Below are 17788 nucleotides of genomic sequence, written 5' to 3'. Positions count from 1 at the left end.
TGTCTCCTCCTCTCACATCCGGACGAGGTGCAGGACGATGCCGGCGAGGACCACGCCGGCCAGGATCATCGCGGCGTAGCTGCGCACGTAGCCGTTCTGCAGCTTCCGCGCCAGCTGCCCCAGGCCCACCGCACCCGAGGCGGTGCCGCGTACCGCGCCGTCGACCACCGCGGTGTCCGCGTAGACGAGCGTGCGGGTGAGGTGCTGGCCGGGGCGCATGACGAGCCCCTCGTTGACGTCGTCGGCGTAGAAGTCCCGCCGCGCGGCGCGCGTGAGCGCCGAACCGGTCGGCGCCGTGAGCGGGACCGGGCTCATGCCGTACTGGCGCCAGGCCAGCGCGATGCCGAGCGCGACGAGCACGAGCGTCGTCACCGTGATGACCGGCACGGGAAGAACGGCGTGGTGTGCGTCGTGGTCATAGTGCCCGGTGACCGGCTCGAGCCAGCCCGTGATCCCGTTCCCGAGCGTGAGCGCGAAGCCCAGTCCGAGGGCGCCGATCGCCAGGACGATGATCGGGACGGTCATGACGAGCGGCGACTCGTGCGGGTGTCGCACCGGCCGGGGGTCGTCCGGCGCCACCGTGGCACCGGCCTCGACCCAGCGGGCCTTGCCGTGGAAGGTGAGGAAGAACATCCGGGACATGTAGAAGGCGGTCACGCCGGCGCCGATGAGTGCGGCGCCACCGAACACCCACGGCTGCCAGCCCTCGCCGACGAACGCGGACTCGATGATCTTGTCCTTGGAGTAGAAGCCGGAGAAGGGCGGGACGCCCATGATGGCGAGCCAGCACGCACCGAAGGTGAGCCAGGTGACGAGCATGACCTTGCGCAGCGCGCCGTAGGTGCGCATGTCGGTGGAGTCGCCGTTCGCGTGCATCACCGAACCGGCGCCGAGGAACAGGCCGGCCTTGAAGAAGCCGTGCGTGACGAGGTGGAAGATCGCGAACGCGTAGCCGATCGGGCCGAGGCCGGCGGCGAGCACCATGTAGCCGATCTGCGACATCGTCGAGCCCGCGAGCGACTTCTTGATGTCGTCCTTGGCGCACGCGATCGCCGCCCCCAGCAGGAGGGTGAAGGCGCCGATGCACGCGACGACGAGCTGCGCCGTCGGGGACGCCTCGAAGATGAGGCGCGAGCGGACCACGAGGTACACGCCCGCGGTGACCATCGTGGCGGCGTGGATGAGCGCCGAGACGGGCGTCGGGCCTGCCATCGCGTCCCCGAGCCAGGCCTGCAGCGGGAACTGGGCGGACTTGCCGACGGCGCCGAGCAGGAGCATCAGGCCGACGGCGGTGACCTGCGCGGTCGAGAGCGCGCCGGCCGTGACGGCGGCGTCGACGTCGGTGAACGAGACCGAGCCGATCGCGGCGAACAGCAGACCCATCGCGATGATGAGCCCCATGTCGCCGACGCGGTTCATCACGAACGCCTTCTTGGCCGCGACCGCGTACTCGAGGTTGTGGTTCCAGAACCCGATGAGCAGGTAGGACGCGAGACCCACGCCCTCCCACCCGACGAACAGCAGGGCGTAGGAGTCCGCGAGCACCAGCAGGAGCATGGCTGCGACGAACAGGTTGAGGTAGGCGAAGAACCGGCGGCGCGCGGCGTCGTGCGCCATGTAGCCGATCGAGTAGATGTGGATGAGCGTCCCGACGAACGTGATGAGCAGGACGAACGTGAGCGAGAGCGGGTCGATCCGCAGCCCGGCGTCGATGTGCAGGTCGCCCGCGGGGATCCACGAGTAGAGGAAGACGTCGTGGATGCGGTCCTCGGACGGCTGCCCCATCACCTCGAGGAACACGAGCAGCCCGACGACGAACGCGCCTGCCGCGGCGAGCACGCCCAGGAGGTGGCCCCAGGCGTCGGCCCGGCGGCCGAGGAGGAGCAGCAGGGCCGCCGACGCCAGCGGGATGGCGACGAGGAGCCAGGAGTAGTCGATCATCGGTCCCTCAGTTCTTCAGCAGGCTCGGCTCGTCGACGGACACCGTCCGACGCGCGCGGTAGATCGACACGATGATCGCGAGGCCCACGACGACCTCGGCCGCGGCCACCACCATCACGAAGAAGGCCATCACCTGGCCGGTGAGGGTGCCGTGGATGCGGCTGAAGGTGACCAGCGCCAGGTTGCAGGAGTTGAGCATGAGCTCCACGCCCATGAACGCGAGGATCGCGTTGCGGCGGGTGAGCACGGTCGCGGCGCCGATGGTGAAGAGCACCCCGGACAGCACCAGGTAGTGCAGGAGGGTCACGACTGCGTCTCCTCGGCCGTGTTGCGGGTGGTCTCGTGGGCCGTGGGGCCGCTCGCCGTCGGGTCGTCCGCGGCCGGGCCGCTCGCGGTCGACTGCGTCGGCGGGTCCTGCGTCTCGCCGGCGAGCTCGCCGAACGACGTGGGACGGGGCTGCAGGTAGGCGCCCTGCGCGATCTCGGCGACGTGGCCGTCGACAGCGCTCGGCGCGAGCTCCTGGCCGCGGATGCGCAGCACACGCGGCACGGACACGTCGATGGGGTTGCCCTGCGGGTCCAGCGCGGGCACGTCGGCCGCGTTGTGCGTGGCGTACACGCCGGGCGCGGGCAGCGGCGTGAGCACCTGGGAGCCCTCGCCGCGGGCGTAGGCGCGCTGGCGCAGCCGCACGGCGGCCTGCTGGTTCCGCGCGGGCGAGAGCGCCTCCTTGTGCGTGAGCGTGATCGCGCCGAGCGCGGCGATCACGAGCAGCACGCCGACCAGCTCGAGCGCGAACACGGTCTTTCCGAAGATCTCGTGCGCGACGCCCACGGGGTTCGTCCCGGCGTTGGCGTCGGTGAGCCCGACGGCGGTCGGCAGCGTCGCGGTGACGACCACGCCGATGAGCACCGCGGCGAGGCCGACGGCGAGCAGCACCGCGATCGCGCGCTGACCCGCGATCGTCTCGGCCACCGAGTCCGCGGCGTCGACGCCGACGAGCATGAGCACGAAGACGAACAGGATCATGATCGCGCCGGTGTAGACGACCACCTGGGCGACGCCGAGGAACGGCGCCTCGAGCGTGGTGTACAGGAACGCCATGCCGATCATCACGAAGATCAGGCCGACCGCGGCGTGCACGGGCTTGCGCGCGAACAGCAGCGCGAGCGCGGCTATCACCATGAGCGGGCCGATCACCCAGAAGATGACCGCCTCCGCGCCGGTCCCGACGGCGGTGTCCATCAGCGCACCGCCTTCGTCGCGGCGGCCTGACGCGCACCCTCGAGCGTGGGGTCCTCGGGACGCTCGCGCTCCACCCAGGCGATCTGGTCCGCCGTCGGGCCGGTGACCTCGCCGCGGTAGTAGTCGCGGTCCGTGGTGCCCTCGACCATCGGGTGCGGCACGCCGAGCATGCCCTGGGTCAGCGGTGCGAGCAGCTCCTCCTTGGTGAAGATGAGCCCCTCGCGCGTGGGTCCGGCGAGCTCGAAGTCGTTGCCCATCGTGAGCGCACGCGTCGGGCACGCCTCGATGCACAGCCCGCAGAAGATGCATCGCAGGTAGTTGATCTGGTAGACGGCGCCGTACCGCTCGCCCGGGGAGTGCTGATTCTCCGGGGTGTTGTCCGCCCCCTCGACGAAGATCGCATCCGCAGGGCACGCCCACGCGCACAGCTCGCACCCGATGCACTTCTCGAGCCCGTCGGGGTAGCGGTTGAGCTGGTGGCGGCCGTGGTAGCGCGGCGCCGTGGGGTGCCTCACGTATGGGTACTGCTCCGTGACCGTCGGCCGGAACATGTTCGAGAAGGTCACACCGAACCCGGCCACGGGGGCGAGCAGGTCGCCGATCGCGCCGCCGAGCCCGCGGCGCTTCTCCTCGGGCTGCCCGCCCGCGCGCTCGCTCGACTCACTCATCGCCGGTCTCCTTCGTCTCGGGTCCGGCCGTCGCGCCGGCCACCACCGACCCCGCGGACACGGTGCGCCGACGCGGGGCGGGCGGCAGCTGCTGGCCGGGCAGCGGCGGGACGGGGAAGCCGTCCGCCATCGGGTCGAACACCACCGGCCCTGCCGCGACCGGCTCGGGCTTCTTCTTCTCGGGCCAGAACACGAGCGCTAACAGCAGCACCGCGAGCGGTATCCCGATCCAGATCAGCATCTGGCGCAGGTCGACCTCGGCGAACTGGCGCACCGACTGCACCCCGATCACGGCGACGAGCCAGACGAGCGCGGTGGGGATGAGGATCTTCCAGCCGATGTTCATGAACTGGTCGTACCGGAACCGCAGCAGCGTGCCGCGGACCCAGAAGAAGAAGAACATCAGCGACCACATCTTGAGGAAGAACCACAGGAACGGCCACCAACCCTCGTTGAACATGCCGTCGCCGATGGCCGAGATGGGCCACGGGGCACGCCAGCCGCCGAGGAACAGCGTTGTCGCGACCGCCGAGACGTTGAACATGTTGATGTACTCCGCGAGGAAGAACCACGCGAACTTCATCGAGGAGTACTCGGTCATGTGGCCGGCCACGAGCTCGCCCTCGGCCTCGGGAAGGTCGAACGGCAGGCGGTTGGTCTCCCCCACCATCGAGACGACGTAGACGAGGAACGCGGGCAGCAGCGCGAGGCACCACCAGAACGGCGCCTGGGCCGCCACGATCGCCGAGGTGGACATCGAGCCGGACACCACGAAGACGCTGACGAGCGAGAGGCCCATCGCGAGCTCGTAGGAGATCACCTGCGCGGTGCCGCGGACCGACCCGAGCAGCGGGTAGGTCGAGCCGGACGCCCAGCCGCCGAGCATGATGCCGTACACGCCGAACGAGGTCACCGCGAGCACGTAGAGCACGGCCACGGGGGTGTCCGTGAGCTGCAGCGGGGTGACCACCCCGAACATGCTCACCTCGGGCCCGAACGGGATGACGGCGAACACGAGCAACGAGGCGAACACCGTGATGAGCGGCGCGAGCACGTAGACGAACTTGTCCGCGGCCTTGACCGTCATGTCCTCCTTGAGGAGGAGCTTCATGGCGTCGGCGAGGGACTGGAACAGCCCGAGCGGACCGTGCACGTTGGGTCCGGGCCGGATTTGCATCCGGCCCAGGATCCGGCGCTCGGCCCAGATCGCGATGAGGACGTTGAGCAGGAGGAACACGATGATGGCGACGGCCTTGATGACCCAGATCCACCACGTGTCGTTGCTGAAGTCGGCTACCACCTGGTGGTTCATGCCGTCACCTCCACGATGTCCCCGGACTGCGCGCCCAGCGCGGCCGCCCCGGCCCGCTCCCGCGGACTGAACGGCAGCCAGACCACGCCGTCGACCACACCGGCGAGCACGAGCGGGAGCGTGACGCTGCCGCGCGGCCCGCGGACCGTGACCTCGGCGGCGCCCTGCAGCCCGAGCCCGCGTGCGGTGGACTCCGCCATGAGCGCGACGGCGCGGCGCGCGGTCCCGGCCAGGTGCGGCTCGTCGTCCTGCCCGCGGCCGGCGTCCAGGAGCAGCCGCCAGGTGGCCAGCACGGCCTGCCCGGGGCCGGGCTCCGGCGGGGCCGGCGCGTCGAGCCGAGCCGCCGCCACGCGCTGTCCGCGCCAGGCGGGCATCGAGGCGTCCGGCAGCGGCGTGCCGATCTCCTCGGCGAGCAGCCCGAGCACCGCGGCGTCACCGAGCGCGGCCGTGTCGAACACCGCCGCGAACGCGCGCGGACGACCCTCCCACGTGAGGAACGTGCCCGCCTTCTCGGCCGGCGGCGCCACCGGGAGCACGACGTCGGCGAGCTCGGTGATCGCGGAGCGGCGCACCTCCAGCGAGACGACCACGCCGCCTGCGGCGCGGACCGCCTCGAGGGCGGCGAGCGCGGCAGCCGGGTCGGGCAGGTCCTCGAGCTCGACCCCGCCGACGACGACGCCCGCGAGCTCGCCCGCGCGCAGCGCGTCGAGGATGCCCGCGAGGTCGCGGCCGGGGGCGGCCGGGGGCGTGACGCCCCAGGCGGCGGCGACCTCGGCGCGCGCGGACTCGTCGGCGACGGGCCGACCGCCCGGGAGCAGGATCGGAAGCAGGCCGGCCTCGACGGCGGCACGATCGCCGGCGCGACGCGGCACCCAGGCCAGCCGGGCTCCGGTGCGCTCGGCGAGCGCGGCCGCCGCGGTCAGCCCACCGGGGGCGGCGGCGAGCCGCTCCCCCACGAGCACGATGCGGGGTCGGTCGCCGTCGGACGCGCCGAACGTGTCGGTCGCCTCGAGCACCTCGGCCTCGGTCCCGGGCGCGGCGGGCAGCAGCGTCGCCCGGAGCTTCGCCGACCCGCGCGTGAGGTACGGCCCGAGGACAGTGACGTGGGTCCGCGCGGCGAGCACGCCCTTGCGCAGCCGCAGGAAGATCGTCGCGGCCTCCTCCTCGGGCTCCAGGCCCGCGAGCAGCACGTCGGCGCCGTCGAGGTCGGCGTACGTCACGTCGAGGCCCGAACCCGCGACGCGCGCGGCCAGGTGGTCGGCCTCCTCCGCGCCGCCGTAGGCGCGGGAGCGGAAGTCGACGTCGTTCGTCCCGAGCACGACCCGGGTGAACGCGCTCCACGCGAGCGCGTCCTCGAGCGTGCCGCGTCCGCCCGGCAGGGCCGCCAGGGACCCACGGCGCTGCGCCAGGAGGGTCGCGGCGACGTCGAGGGCGTCCGCCCAGCTCGTCTCGACGAGCGGGCCGGAGCCGTCCTCGCCGTCGCGCACGAGCGGTGCGACGAGGCGGTCCGCGGCGACCTGCCAGCGGAAGGCGAACCGGTCCTTGTCGCTGATCCACTCCTCGTTCACCGCCGGGTCGTCCCCGGCCAGGCGGCGCAGGACCACGCCGCGGCGGTGGTCGATGCGGATCGCGGCGCCGCACGCGTCGTGCTCGGCGATCGAGGGCACCGAGACGAGGTCGAACGGGCGCGCCCGGAAGCGGTACGCGGCCGACGTGAGCGCGCCGACGGGGCAGATCTGGATCGTGTTGCCCGAGAAGTACGACGCGAACGGGCGCCCGGAGTCGTCGAGCTCGGCCGCGCCCACGGGGGCGTCGCCGGCGAAGCCGAGGACGCCGGAGTCGAACGTGCCGATCTGCTGACGCGCGCCGCGCATCTGCAGCTCGATGAACGGGTCGCCGGCGATCTCGTCGGAGAACCGAGTGCAGCGCTGGCACAGGATGCAGCGCTCGCGGTCCAGGAGGATCTGGGTCGAGATCGCGAGGGGCTTGGGGTAGGTCCGCTTGACGTCGACGAACCGGGTGGTGGCGCGGCCGTGCGCCATCGCCTGGTTCTGCAGCGGGCACTCCCCGCCCTTGTCGCAGATCGGGCAGTCCAGCGGGTGGTTGATGAGGAGGAACTCCATCACCCCGTGCTGGGCCTTGTCGGCGACCTCGCTCGTGAGTTGCGTGCTCACCACCATGCCGGGGCTGACCTCGAGCGTGCACGAGGCCTGCGGCTTCGGCATCGTGCGCAGCGTGCCCTCGCGGTCCGGCGTGGCCACCTCCACGAGGCACTGGCGGCACGCCCCGGCGGGCTTGAGCAGCGGGTGGTCGCAGAACCGCGGGATGGCGATCCCGATGTCCTCGGCCGCGCGGATGACCAGGGTGCCCTTGGGCACCTCGGTGCGCACGCCGTCGATCGTGACCTCGACGAGCGGCACGACCTGCCCGGTCGGGGCCGGCTGTGTGGTCGTCATGCCGTGACCTCCCTGCCGCCGCGTGCCGACGCGGTGCCCGCAGTCGCCAGCGCGGAGGCCTCGTACGGGAAGAGGTCGCGGGCGGGCGTGTGGCAGCCCGCCTCGAACTCCTCGCGGAAGTGCTCCAGTCCGCTCTGCACCGGGGTGGCGGCAGCGTCGCCCAGCGCGCAGAAGCTGCGGCCGAGGATGTTGCCGGCCACGTCCTCGAGCGTGCGGATGTCCTCGGGCGTGCCCCTGCCCTCCTCGAGCCGGTGCATCACCTGCTGGAGCCAGTACGTGCCCTCGCGGCAGGGGGTGCACTTGCCGCAGGACTCGTGCTTGTAGAAGTCGATCCAGCGGCTCACGGCGCGCACGACCGAGACGGTCTCGTCAAAGATCTGCAGCGCGCGGGTGCCGAGCATCGAGCCCGCACCGGCGACGCCCTCGTAGTCCAGGGGGATGTCGAGGTGGGCGTCGGTGAGGATCGGCGTGGAGGACCCGCCCGGGGTCCAGAACTTCAGGCGGTGTCCCTCGCGGATCCCACCGGCCAGCTCGAGCAGCTCACGCAGCGTGATGCCGAGCGGCGCCTCGTACTGGCCCGGCCGGCGCACGTGGCCCGAGAGCGAGAACAGGCCGTGTCCGGCGCTCTTCGGCGTGCCGAGTCCGGTGAACCACTCGGCGCCGCCGAGCACGATCCCGGGCACGGACGCGATCGACTCCACGTTGTTGACCACCGTCGGGCGCGCGTACAGGCCCGCGACGGCGGGGAACGGCGGCTTGAGCCGCGGCTGCCCGCGCCGACCCTCGAGGGAGTCCAGCAGCGCCGTCTCCTCACCGCAGATGTAGGCGCCCGCACCTGCGTGCACCGTGATCCGCAGGCCCTGGAGCAGGCCCGCCTCCTCGGCCTCGCGCACCGCCGCGAGCAGCCGGCGGTAGACGTGCACGACCTCGCCGCGCAGGTAGATGAAGGCGTGCTCGCAGCCGATCGCTGCGCTCGTGATCGCGACGCCCTCGATGAGCACGTGCGGGTTCGCGAGCATGACGGGGACGTCCTTGCACGTGCCCGGCTCGGACTCGTCCGCGTTCACCACGAGGTAGCGCGGTCCGCCGTCCGGCGGCGGCAGGAAGCTCCACTTGAGGCCGGTCGGGAAGCCTGCGCCACCGCGGCCACGCAGGCCGGACGCCTTGACGAGCTCGACGAGGTCGGCAGGCGCCAGCTCGCGGGCCCGGGCGAGCGCGCGGTAGCCGCCGTGCTCGCGGTAGGTGGCCAGCGTCCACGACCGGTCGGCGTCCCAGATGTCGCTGAGGACCGGGGTGAGCGTGTCGGTCATGACTGGGCCCCCTTCTCGCCGGACTCGGTGCGCTGCTTGGTCTGCTCGTGCTCGCCGGTCGCCTCGGCCTCGCCGATCGGGCCGGCGTGCTCGGCGCTGGACTGCTCCTCGCCGACCGCGGCCGCGCCCTCGGCGGCGCCGGGGACGGCGCCGGCGTCGGTGGTCGGCTCCGAGGTGGTCGGCTCACCGGTGGGCTCGGTGCCTGCTGCCGTGGCGCCATCGGCGCCGGTCTGCGCGGGCTGGTGCTCGCCGTCGGGCTCGTCGGTCTGGTGCTCGCCCGAGGCGCCCTCGTCGCCGGGGAACGCCGGCGCCTGCCAGCCGTGCTCGCGCGCGATCCGCAGGCCGACGATCGTCGCGTCGCCGCCGGCGCCGCCCTCGTCGACGAGGCCGTCCTCGAACCCGGCCAGGACGCGCGAGACGGCGCGGAAGTCCTGGACCACGGGGCCGCGCGAGGAGGTGACCGGGATGCCCGCGGCGAGGTCGGCCACGAGCGACGTCGCGCGCTCGGGCGTGACGTTGTCGAAGAACTCCCAGTTCACCATCACGACGGGCGCGTAGTCGCACGCCGCGTTGCACTCGATGCGCTCGAGGGTGATGGCGCCGTCGGGCGTGGTCTCGTCGTTGCCGATCCCGAGGTGCTCGCTCACCGCGTCGTACACGGCGTCGCCGCCCATGACCGCGCACAGCGTGTTCGTGCACACGCCGACGGTGTACCGGCCGTTCGGCTTGCGCTTGTACTGGGAGTAGAACGTCGCGACGGCGGACACCTCCGCCCGCGAGAGGTCCAGCAGCTCGGCGCACAGCGCGATGCCGCGCGGGGAGACGAACGCGTCCACGGACTGCACGAGGTGCAGCAGCGGCAGGAGCGCGCTGCGCGGGTCCGGGTAGCGCGCGATGATCGTGGCCGCGTCCGCGCGCAGCTGCGCCGCGACGTCCTCGGGGTAGCCGTAGGTCTGCGTCGGGGTCGGCGCCTCCGGCTGGGTCGAGAGCTCGGTCATCGGTCCACACCTCCCAGCACGGGGTCGATCGAGGCGACGGCGACCACGACGTCGGCGATCTGCGCGCCCTCGCACATCGCGGCCAGGGCCTGCAGGTTGGTGAACGAGGGATCACGGAAGTGCGCGCGGTAGGGGCGCGTGCCGCCGTCGGACACGAGGTGCGCGCCGATGACGCCCTTGGCGTGCTCGATCTGGCTGAAGACCTGGCCCGCGGGGACCCGGAAGCCCTCCGTCACCAGCTTGAAGTGGTGGATGAGCGACTCCATCGAGTGGCCCATGATCTCGCGGATGTGCGCCGCGGAGTTGCCCTGCCCGTCGGGCCCGATGGCCAGCTGCGCCGGCCACGCGATCGAGGGGTCCGCGACCATCACGGGGTGCGACCCGCCGGCGCGGTCCTGGGCGTCCAGGCGGCTGATCACCTGCTCGACGATCCGCAGCGACTCGTCGATCTCGTCGAACCGCAGCATGACCCGGGCGAACGCGTCGGCGTCGGTGGAGGTCGGCACGTCGAACTCGTACGTCTCGTAGCCGCAGTACGGGTCGTCCTTGCGCAGGTCGAACGGCAGGCCCGCCGAGCGCAGGATCGGACCGGTCACTCCGAGCGCGAGCGCGGTCGAGAGCGGCAGGTAGCCCACGCCCTTGGCGCGCCCGTGGAAGATCGGGTTGGCGTCGATGAGCATGTGCAGGTGCTTCACGTGCTTGCGCAGCCGGGGCAGCATGTCCCGGATCGCCGCCGTGGTGCCCGGCGGGATGTCCTGGGCCAGGCCGCCCGGGCGGACGTACGCGTGGTTCATCCGCAGGCCCGAGACGAGCTCGAAGATCTTGAGGATCTCCTCGCGCGCCTGGAAGCCCTCGATCATGATCGTGGTGGCGCCGAGCTCGTTGCCGCCGGTCGCGATCGCGACGAGGTGGGACGCGGCGCGCTGGAGCTCCATCAGCAGGACCCGCACGAGCGTGGCCCGCTCGGGGACCTCGACCCCGAGCAGCTGCTCGACGCCGAGGCAGTACGCGACCTCCTGGAAGAAGGGGGCGACGTAGTCCATCCGGGTGCAGAAGGTCACGCCCTGGGTCCAGGTGCGGAACTCCATGTTCTTCTCGATGCCGGTGTGCAGGTAGCCGATGCCGACCCGCACCTCCCGGACCGTCTCGCCGTCGATCTCGATGACGAGACGCAGCACGCCGTGCGTGGACGGGTGCTGCGGACCCATGTTGACGACGATGCGCTCCTCGCCCAGGCGCGCGGCCTCCTCGGCGATGCTCTGCCAGTCCCCGCCGTGCGCGGTGAAGACGGCGGCGCCGTCGAGGTCCTCCTCCTCGCCGGAGAAGGAGAACGTGGACTCCCGGCGGGAGTCGACCCGGTCGGCGTTCGTCGGGGTGCTCATCGGTAGGTCCTCCGCTCGTCCGCCGGGGGCACCGTGGCGCCCTTGTACTCCACCGGGATCCCGCCGAGCGGGTAGTCCTTGCGCTGCGGGTGGCCGACCCAGTCGTCCGGCATCTCGATGCGGGCGAGGGCCGGGTGACCGTCGAAGACGATCCCGAAGAAGTCCCACGTCTCGCGCTCGTGCCAGTCGTGCGTGGGGTACACCGCGGTGGTCGAGGGGATGTGCGGGTCCGCGTCGGGGACCGCGACCTCGAGGCGCAGCGAGCGCGGCCCGTGGGTGATCGAGCGCAGGTGGTACACCGCGTGCAGCTCGCGGCCGGCGTCGGTCGGGTAGTGCACGCCGCTCACGCCGAGGCTGAGCTCGAACCGGAGGTCCTGCTCGTCGCGCAGCGACTGGCAGACGGTGACGAGGTGCTCGCGGGCGATCTCCAGCGTGAGCTCGCCGCGGTCCACCACGACCTTGCGCACAGCGTCGTCGAAGGCGATGCCGGCGTCCTCGAGCACCTCGGCGAGGATGTCGACGACCTCGTCGAACCAGCCGCCGTAGGGCCGCACGCTCGGCACGGAGAGCACGACGGCGGTGCGCAGCCCGCCGAATCCGGACGTATCACCCGTGCCCTCGACGCCGAACAGACCCTGGCGCTGGGCGATGAGGTCGTCCACCGTCTGGCCGCCGTCGCGCAGGCCGAGCTCGCGCCGATCCGCCGGGTCCGGCGCGCCCGCGGGGACCGGCGTCGTCATGCCAGCAGCCCCTTCTGCGCGTGCGTCGGGACCGCGGCGAGCGCGGCCGCCTCCGCGGCGCGGGCAGCCTTCTCCCGGTTGAGGCCGAGCGGCGTGGACTGGACCTGCTTGTGCAGCTCGAGGATCGCGTGCAGCAGCATCTCCGGACGCGGCGGGCAGCCGGGCAGGTAGATGTCGACGGGCACGATGTGGTCGCAGCCCTGCACGATCGCGTAGTTGTTGAACATGCCGCCGCTCGAGGCGCACGCGCCCATCGAGATGACCCACTTCGGGTCCGACATCTGGTCGTAGACCTGGCGCACGACGGGCGCCATCTTCTGCGACAGCCGGCCCGAGACGATCATCAGGTCGGCGTGCCGGGGGGACGCGCGGAACACCTCCATGCCGAACCGCGAGATGTCGAATCGGGCGCCGCCGGTCGCCATCATCTCGATCGCGCAGCACGCGAGGCCCATCGTGACGGGCCACATGGACGCCTTGCGGGCGAGCCCGACGAGATCGCCGATGGTGCCAAGGGCGAAGCCCGGGGCCTTCTCCTCGATACCGACCACGAGAGCCTCCTAGTCCCAGTTCAGCGCGCCGCGGCGCCACTCGTAGAGGTACGGGACCGTGATGAGCGCGAGGAACCCGAGCATCGCCACGACTCCGAAGACGGCCAGGTCGCTGAACGCGACGGCCCACGGGTAGAGGAAGACCACCTCGATGTCGAAGACGATGAACGTCATCGCGACGAGGTAGTACTTGATGTTGAACCGGCCGTGCCCGATGGCGTGCGGGGTCGGCTGGATGCCGCACTCGTACGCCTCGAGCTTGGCGCGGCTGTAGACCTTCGGTCCGATGACAGCGCTCGCGCCGATGCCGCCGAGGGCGAGCAGCGCGGCCGCGCCCATGAGGACGAGTATCGGGACGTAGGGATTGGTCATGCCGAGGGCACCACCTTCGTCAGAGCCGTGATGATCCGGTCCATGGCGTCGCCGCCGGTCCGGTCGTAGGAGTCCGAGAGCAGCTTGTGGACGAACTTCATGAGCAGCGGTCGGGGCAGGCCGTACTTCGTGCAGACCCGCATCACCTTCGGGTGCTCGATGATCCGGACGAACTGCTTGCCCAGCGCGTAGTACCCGCCGAGCTCGGCCTTCATGAGGCGCGGGTAGGCGAGCATGGCGCGCTCCCGGCTCGCGGCGTCGGGCCGCGCGAGGGCCTGCGCGAGGACGTCGGCCGCGTACCGGCCGGCCTGCATCGCGTAGGCGATCCCCTCACCGTTGAACGGGCTCACCATGCCGCCGGAGTCGCCCACGAGGAGCAGGCCGTCGGCGTACAGCGGCTGGCGGTTGAACGCCATCGGGAGCGCCGCGCTGCGGATCGGGCCGACCTGGTTCTCGGTCGTGAAGCCCCACTCCTCCGGCACGTTCGCCATCCACCGGGCGAAGATGTCCTTGTAGCTGATCGTGGTGGCCTTCGCGTTCGAGCTCACGCTGCCGAGGCCCACGTTGGCCAGGCCGTTGCCGAGCGCGAAGATCCAGCCGTAGCCGGGCAGCAGCGCGCTCTCGCCTCGCTTGCCGTCCCACAGCTCGAGATGGGACTCCATCATGTCGTCGTCGTGCCGCGGGGTGCGGAAGTAGGTCCGCACGGCGACGCCGAGCGGCCGGTCGTTGCGCTTCTCGCGTCCCACGGAGGTCGCCAGGCGGGCCGACACACCACCCGCGTCGACGACGTAGGGGGCCCGGAAAGTCACCGGCGCCTCGCCCGTGGCGCGGCCGTTGCCGTCGACACGCTTCGCGGTGACGCCGACGACGCGGCCGTCGTCGTCGCGCACCGCACCGGTCACCGCGTGGCCCTCGAGCAGCTTCGCCCCGCTCGCTGCGGCGTGCCGGGCGAGCGTCTCGTCGAGGTCGGCGCGGGCGCGGACGAGGCCGTAGCCGGGCACGGTCTCCAGGTCCGGCCAGGGCAGCTCGATCGTGTGGCCGCCGCCGATGACGCGCAGGCCGCGGTTGCGGATCCAGCCGTCGGACTCACGCGTGGGCACGCCCATCGAGATCAGCTCGGCCACCGCACGCGGGGTGAGGCCGTCGCCGCAGACCTTGTCGCGCGGGAACGTCGCCTTCTCCAGGAGCACGACCTCGAGTCCGCGCTGGGCGAGGTAGTGGGCGGTCGCGGCCCCGCCGGGGCCTGCGCCGACGACGACGACGTCAGCCGTGGCCTCCGTGGTCATCGCCCTCACCTCGCCGCCGTGATCGCCGTCGTCACCCACGCCGCCGGCCCGGGAGGCCGGGCGCGCCCGGTTCCGGACGCTTCCGCGCGTGCCCGTTCCTGACTATACGAACGCCCTTCGCGGGGTGTCTCCCAAGGGTTGCCTAACTCCTCCGCGACGGCCGGGACCAAGGTCCCGGGCGCGGGCGCGGGCACTGTGATCAGCGCCCGTCGTCGGGCAGGTCGAGGCTGCTGCGCGGCGGGTCGATCGGGCCCGACGGCGAGCCCTGGCCGGTGGTCGGCGAGGTCCCCGACGGCGAGCCCCAGGTGGCGCCCGAGGCCGCGCCCGAGGTGGGCGTCGCGCCCGGAGTGGTGCGCGCCGTCGTGCCCGCCGTGGAGCTGACGGGCCCGGGGTTCGCCAGCCGTGCCTCGCGCGCCGCGAGGTCCGCCTCGCGCGCCTTGAGGGTCGCTCGGCGCCGGCGCAGGTACGTGCCCGTGAACACAAGGAACAGCGAGATGACCACGCCCGCCGCCGCGCCGACGGCGGTGCCCGCCCGGAAGCCCGGGGCGTCGACGTCGAGGATGCGCTCGCCTGCGTGCGCCGCGTCCGTGGTCCCGACGACGATCCAGAGCGTGAGCCAGTTGGGCAGCGCCAGCAGGAGGCCGACGGCCACCACGACGAGCTTCGTCTTCCAGCCCTTGAACACGGGACGGCGCGCCTGCGCGATCACGAGGACGGGCAGGAACGTGAAGAGGAACCCGTAGAAGACGCCCCAGGCGGCGCCGCTGCTCATCGAGCCGTCGGCCTGGCGGCCCACGACCTGCGCCCACCACCGCGGCAGGAACGCGGCACCGATGAGGTAGAGCACGGCGACCACGGCCACGATCACGAGCGCGACGGCCGTGGTCTTGCCGGCGCGGACGAACCAGGAGGTGGTGCGGTCCTGCCAGCGGGGCTGGGCGCCGGGGGGCTGCGCCGGCGGCGTCGCGGCCGGCGTCGTGGCCGGCGTCGTGGCTGGTGGGACGGGCTGGTCCGCGGGGTCGCTCGTCATGCGCCGATCGTTGCACCCCGCGCGCCGCGCGTCACGGACCCTTCCGGGTGGTCGTTGACGCGCGGTGGCAGCGATCTGTCCCGGTCGCGGGCGTGGTGCCAGCGATCTGTCCCGGTCTGGAGCCCGAACCCGGCACGAATCGCTGGGTTCGCGCGCGGGTGCGGCACCAGGCCAGCGATCTGTGCCGGGTTCGAGCTCGAACCCGGCACAGATCGCTGGGTTCGCGCTCGAACCCGGCACGAATCGCTGGGTTCACGCGCGCGTGCGGCACGAATCGCTGGCCCAGCGCGCGGCCAGGCGCTACCCCACGGGGCAGACGCCCGCGCTCAGGGGTTGACGGCGCGGTGCAGCGCGACGATCCCACCCGTGAGGTTGCGGTAGGACACCGAGCGCCAGCCCGCGTCGTGCAGCAGGTCGGCGACCCCGTGCTGGTCGGGCCAGTCGAGGATCGACTCCTCGAGGTAGTCGTAAGCCTCGGGGTTGGAGCTCACGGCCCGCGAGATCGGGGTCAGCACGCGGCGCAGGTAGAACCGGTAGAGCGCACCGAACGCCGCGAGCGGCGGGGTGGAGAACTCGCACACCACGAGGCGCCCGCCGGGCCGGGTGACGCGCCGCATCTCGGCGAGGCCCTCGGCGGCGGGGTTCACGTTGCGCAGGCCGAAGGAGATCGTCACGGCGTCGAAGGTGTCGTCCGCGAAGGGCAGCCGGGTGGCGTCGCCCGCCACCAACGCAAGATCGGGCCGACGCCGCTTGCCCTCGAACACCATGCCCTGGGAGAAGTCGCACGCGACGGTCGAGACGCCGCCGTCGGCCAGCGCCGCGCTCGAGGTCCCGGTGCCCGCCGCGAGGTCGAGCACGCGCTCGCCGGGTGCGGCGTCGATCGCGCGGACCGTGGCCCGCCGCCAGAACCGGTCCATGCCCAGGGAGAGGACGTCGTTGGTCACGTCGTAGCGGCGTGCGACGTCGTCGAACATCCCCGCGACGTCCTCGGGCTTCTTGTCCAGCTGCGCGCGGGCCATCCCCCGATCCTCCCAGACGTGCGGGGTTAGGCTGACGGGCGATGTCCCACGCCGCGCTCACCGACACCCAGCCCCGCACCCTGCCGGCGCTCACGGTGACGACGACGGCGATCACCGACCCGGTCGACCTCCTCGCCCTCCTGCCTTCGCGGCACGGCGTCGCCGCGTGGCTGCGACGCGGCGAGGGGTTCGTCGCGTGGGGCGAGGCGGCGCGGTACGACGCGCGCGGGCCCGCCCGGATGCGCGGTGCGGACGTGTGGCTGCACGCGTTGGCGCGCACCGCCGTCGTGCACGACGCGGTGCGCCTGCCCGGGAGCGGGCTGCTCGCCGTCGGGTCCTTCGCGTTCGACGACGACGACCCGGCCGGCGGGGCGCTCGTGGTGCCCCGCGTGGTGGTCGGTCGCCGCACCACGCCGACAGGCGTACGCGCCTGGGTCACCACGATCGACCCCGACGGCGCACCACCCCTCCCCCTGGACGCGCCCGCCGAGCCCGTGGTCGCGCCGCGCGACGTGCACTGGTCGGCCGGGACCACGTCGCCCGAGGAGTGGAAGGCGCGGGTCGCCGGCGCCGTCGCGCGCATCCGCGCGGGCGAGGTGGCCAAGCTCGTGCTGGCCCGCGACGCGTGGGCGACGAGCGCGGATCCGCTCGACGTGCGCTGCCTGCTCGACCGCTTCCAGGCCGCGTACCCGAGCACGTGGACGTTCGCCGTCGACGGACTGGTGGGCGCGACGCCCGAGCTGCTCGTGCGACGCGAGCGCGGCCTGGTCGCCTCGCGCGTGCTCGCGGGCACGATCCGCCGCACGGGCGACGACGCCTCCGACCTCCTGCGGGCCGCCGAGCTCGCGCGGTCCTCGAAGGACCTCGAGGAGCACGAGTTCGCCGTCGCCTCGCTCGCGGAGGCGCTGACGCCGTTCGTGGCGAGCGCCAACGTGCCGGACTCCCCCAGCGTGCTGCACCTGCCCAACGTGATGCACCTCGCGACCGACGTCACCGGCGCGCTCGCGCACGACGGCGACGGCGTGCGCCCCTCCGCGCTGGTCCTCGCCGACGCGCTGCACCCCACCGCGGCGGTCGGTGGCACACCCACCGACGTCGCCGTCCGGCTGGTGCGCGAGATCGAGGGGATGGACCGCGGACGCTACGCGGGACCGGTCGGCTGGCTCGGCGCGGACGGCGACGGTGAGTTCTGCATCGCGCTGCGGTGCGGGGCGATCGACCCCGCCGACGAGCGCCGGATCCGACTGTTCGCGGGCTGCGGGATCGTCGCCGCGTCCGACCCCGGGGCCGAGCTCGACGAGACCGAGGCGAAGCTCGAGCCCGTGCGGCAGGCGCTGCTCGGCTGAGGGCCGGGCTCCCACGCGGCGGCCCGCGGGGCGCGCGCCTCCTCGCGCCGATCCCGGTGGGCGTGGAGACTCAGGCGGCGCGGCGCCTCGCGAGGAGGAGGCCGCCGCCGACGAGCACCGACCCGACGGCGAGCG

At 72.7% G+C, this 17788-nt stretch carries 16 protein-coding genes; 1 reads left to right on the top strand and 15 read right to left on the bottom strand.

Features of this window, described 5'->3' with window-relative positions; all coding sequences use genetic code 11:
* Positions 1-12: 12 nt before the first annotated feature.
* From nuoL to FH969_RS09515, 15 genes are all read right to left on the bottom strand, one after another.
* Positions 13-1941, bottom strand: coding sequence for an NADH-quinone oxidoreductase subunit L (gene nuoL, locus FH969_RS09585; RefSeq protein ID WP_139987081.1), 1929 nt, complete (start codon positions 1939-1941; stop codon positions 13-15).
* A 7-nt stretch (positions 1942-1948) separates the two neighbouring features.
* Positions 1949-2248 (bottom strand): NADH-quinone oxidoreductase subunit NuoK, encoded by a 300-nt coding sequence (gene nuoK, locus FH969_RS09580; RefSeq protein WP_108719144.1) that lies wholly within the window; start codon positions 2246-2248, stop codon positions 1949-1951.
* Positions 2245-3183 carry an NADH-quinone oxidoreductase subunit J gene (locus FH969_RS09575; RefSeq protein ID WP_139987080.1) on the bottom strand — a complete coding sequence of 313 codons (939 nt, stop codon included), beginning with the start codon at positions 3181-3183 and terminating at the stop codon, positions 2245-2247. Before FH969_RS09575 ends, nuoK begins: the two co-directional genes overlap by 4 nt.
* Positions 3183-3851: an NADH-quinone oxidoreductase subunit NuoI gene (nuoI, locus tag FH969_RS09570; RefSeq protein ID WP_108719142.1), complete on the bottom strand. Its 669-nt coding sequence runs from the start codon at positions 3849-3851 to the stop codon at positions 3183-3185. Before nuoI ends, FH969_RS09575 begins: the two co-directional genes overlap by 1 nt.
* Positions 3844-5163, bottom strand: a complete 1320-nt coding sequence (gene nuoH / locus FH969_RS09565; RefSeq protein WP_108719141.1) for an NADH-quinone oxidoreductase subunit NuoH — start codon at positions 5161-5163, stop codon at positions 3844-3846. The genes nuoI and nuoH overlap by 8 nt, the downstream gene beginning before the upstream one ends.
* Positions 5160-7619: an NADH-quinone oxidoreductase subunit G gene (locus FH969_RS09560; RefSeq protein ID WP_108719140.1), complete on the bottom strand. Its 2460-nt coding sequence runs from the start codon at positions 7617-7619 to the stop codon at positions 5160-5162. Before FH969_RS09560 ends, nuoH begins: the two co-directional genes overlap by 4 nt.
* A complete protein-coding gene (nuoF, locus tag FH969_RS09555) occupies positions 7616-8929 on the bottom strand; it encodes an NADH-quinone oxidoreductase subunit NuoF (RefSeq protein ID WP_108719139.1) in 1314 nt (437 codons plus the stop codon). The genes FH969_RS09560 and nuoF overlap by 4 nt, the downstream gene beginning before the upstream one ends.
* On the bottom strand, positions 8926-9927 hold the full coding sequence (gene nuoE, locus FH969_RS09550) for an NADH-quinone oxidoreductase subunit NuoE (RefSeq protein ID WP_139987079.1): 1002 nt from the start codon (positions 9925-9927) through the stop codon (positions 8926-8928). Before nuoE ends, nuoF begins: the two co-directional genes overlap by 4 nt.
* Entirely contained in the window at positions 9924-11309 is a 1386-nt protein-coding gene (locus FH969_RS09545; protein WP_139987078.1) for an NADH-quinone oxidoreductase subunit D, read from the bottom strand. Before FH969_RS09545 ends, nuoE begins: the two co-directional genes overlap by 4 nt.
* Positions 11306-12049, bottom strand: coding sequence for an NADH-quinone oxidoreductase subunit C (locus FH969_RS09540; RefSeq protein WP_139987077.1), 744 nt, complete (start codon positions 12047-12049; stop codon positions 11306-11308). The genes FH969_RS09545 and FH969_RS09540 overlap by 4 nt, the downstream gene beginning before the upstream one ends.
* The gene (locus FH969_RS09535) at positions 12046-12600 is read right to left on the bottom strand and encodes an NADH-quinone oxidoreductase subunit B (protein WP_108719135.1); all 555 of its coding nucleotides are present in this window, start codon (positions 12598-12600) and stop codon (positions 12046-12048) included. Before FH969_RS09535 ends, FH969_RS09540 begins: the two co-directional genes overlap by 4 nt.
* A 9-nt stretch (positions 12601-12609) precedes the next feature.
* Entirely contained in the window at positions 12610-12972 is a 363-nt protein-coding gene (locus tag FH969_RS09530; protein WP_139987076.1) for an NADH-quinone oxidoreductase subunit A, read from the bottom strand.
* Positions 12969-14258: a geranylgeranyl reductase family protein gene (locus FH969_RS09525; protein WP_139987075.1), complete on the bottom strand. Its 1290-nt coding sequence runs from the start codon at positions 14256-14258 to the stop codon at positions 12969-12971. The genes FH969_RS09530 and FH969_RS09525 overlap by 4 nt, the downstream gene beginning before the upstream one ends.
* A 199-nt stretch (positions 14259-14457) precedes the next feature.
* Positions 14458-15288 (bottom strand): hypothetical protein, encoded by an 831-nt coding sequence (locus tag FH969_RS09520; protein ID WP_139987074.1) that lies wholly within the window; start codon positions 15286-15288, stop codon positions 14458-14460.
* Between the two features lie 326 nt (positions 15289-15614).
* Positions 15615-16307, bottom strand: a complete 693-nt coding sequence (locus FH969_RS09515) for a demethylmenaquinone methyltransferase (protein ID WP_139987073.1) — start codon at positions 16305-16307, stop codon at positions 15615-15617.
* A gap of 41 nt (positions 16308-16348) precedes the next feature.
* Here FH969_RS09515 and FH969_RS09510 point away from each other — a divergent pair, with 41 nt between their 5' ends.
* Entirely contained in the window at positions 16349-17653 is a 1305-nt protein-coding gene (locus FH969_RS09510; protein ID WP_139987072.1) for an isochorismate synthase, read from the top strand.
* Positions 17654-17788 lie beyond the last annotated feature (135 nt).

Origin of the sequence: Miniimonas arenae, from assembly GCF_006351005.1 — a bacterium.
In the GTDB taxonomy this organism is placed as follows: Bacteria; Actinomycetota; Actinomycetes; order Actinomycetales; family Beutenbergiaceae; genus Miniimonas; species Miniimonas arenae.
Note: the sequence above shows the minus strand (reverse complement) of the source record. Positions and strands in the feature narration are given on the sequence as shown.

Bases quoted from the DNA above. Each gene is read 5' to 3' on its own strand.
- nuoL (WP_139987081.1), bottom strand. From the start codon at position 1,941: ATGATCGACTACTCCTGGCTCCTCGTCGCCATCCCGCTGGCGTCGGCG.
- FH969_RS09575 (WP_139987080.1), bottom strand. From the start codon at position 3,183: ATGGACACCGCCGTCGGGACCGGCGCGGAGGCGGTCATCTTCTGGGTG.
- nuoI (WP_108719142.1), bottom strand. From the start codon at position 3,851: ATGAGTGAGTCGAGCGAGCGCGCGGGCGGGCAGCCCGAGGAGAAGCGC.
- nuoH (WP_108719141.1), bottom strand. From the start codon at position 5,163: ATGAACCACCAGGTGGTAGCCGACTTCAGCAACGACACGTGGTGGATC.
- FH969_RS09560 (WP_108719140.1), bottom strand. From the start codon at position 7,619: ATGACGACCACACAGCCGGCCCCGACCGGGCAGGTCGTGCCGCTCGTC.
- nuoF (WP_108719139.1), bottom strand. From the start codon at position 8,929: ATGACCGACACGCTCACCCCGGTCCTCAGCGACATCTGGGACGCCGAC.
- nuoE (WP_139987079.1), bottom strand. From the start codon at position 9,927: ATGACCGAGCTCTCGACCCAGCCGGAGGCGCCGACCCCGACGCAGACC.
- FH969_RS09545 (WP_139987078.1), bottom strand. From the start codon at position 11,309: ATGAGCACCCCGACGAACGCCGACCGGGTCGACTCCCGCCGGGAGTCC.
- FH969_RS09540 (WP_139987077.1), bottom strand. From the start codon at position 12,049: ATGACGACGCCGGTCCCCGCGGGCGCGCCGGACCCGGCGGATCGGCGC.
- FH969_RS09530 (WP_139987076.1), bottom strand. From the start codon at position 12,972: ATGACCAATCCCTACGTCCCGATACTCGTCCTCATGGGCGCGGCCGCG.
- FH969_RS09525 (WP_139987075.1), bottom strand. From the start codon at position 14,258: ATGACCACGGAGGCCACGGCTGACGTCGTCGTCGTCGGCGCAGGCCCC.
- FH969_RS09520 (WP_139987074.1), bottom strand. From the start codon at position 15,288: ATGACGAGCGACCCCGCGGACCAGCCCGTCCCACCAGCCACGACGCCG.
- FH969_RS09515 (WP_139987073.1), bottom strand. From the start codon at position 16,307: ATGGCCCGCGCGCAGCTGGACAAGAAGCCCGAGGACGTCGCGGGGATG.
- FH969_RS09510 (WP_139987072.1), top strand. From the start codon at position 16,349: ATGTCCCACGCCGCGCTCACCGACACCCAGCCCCGCACCCTGCCGGCG.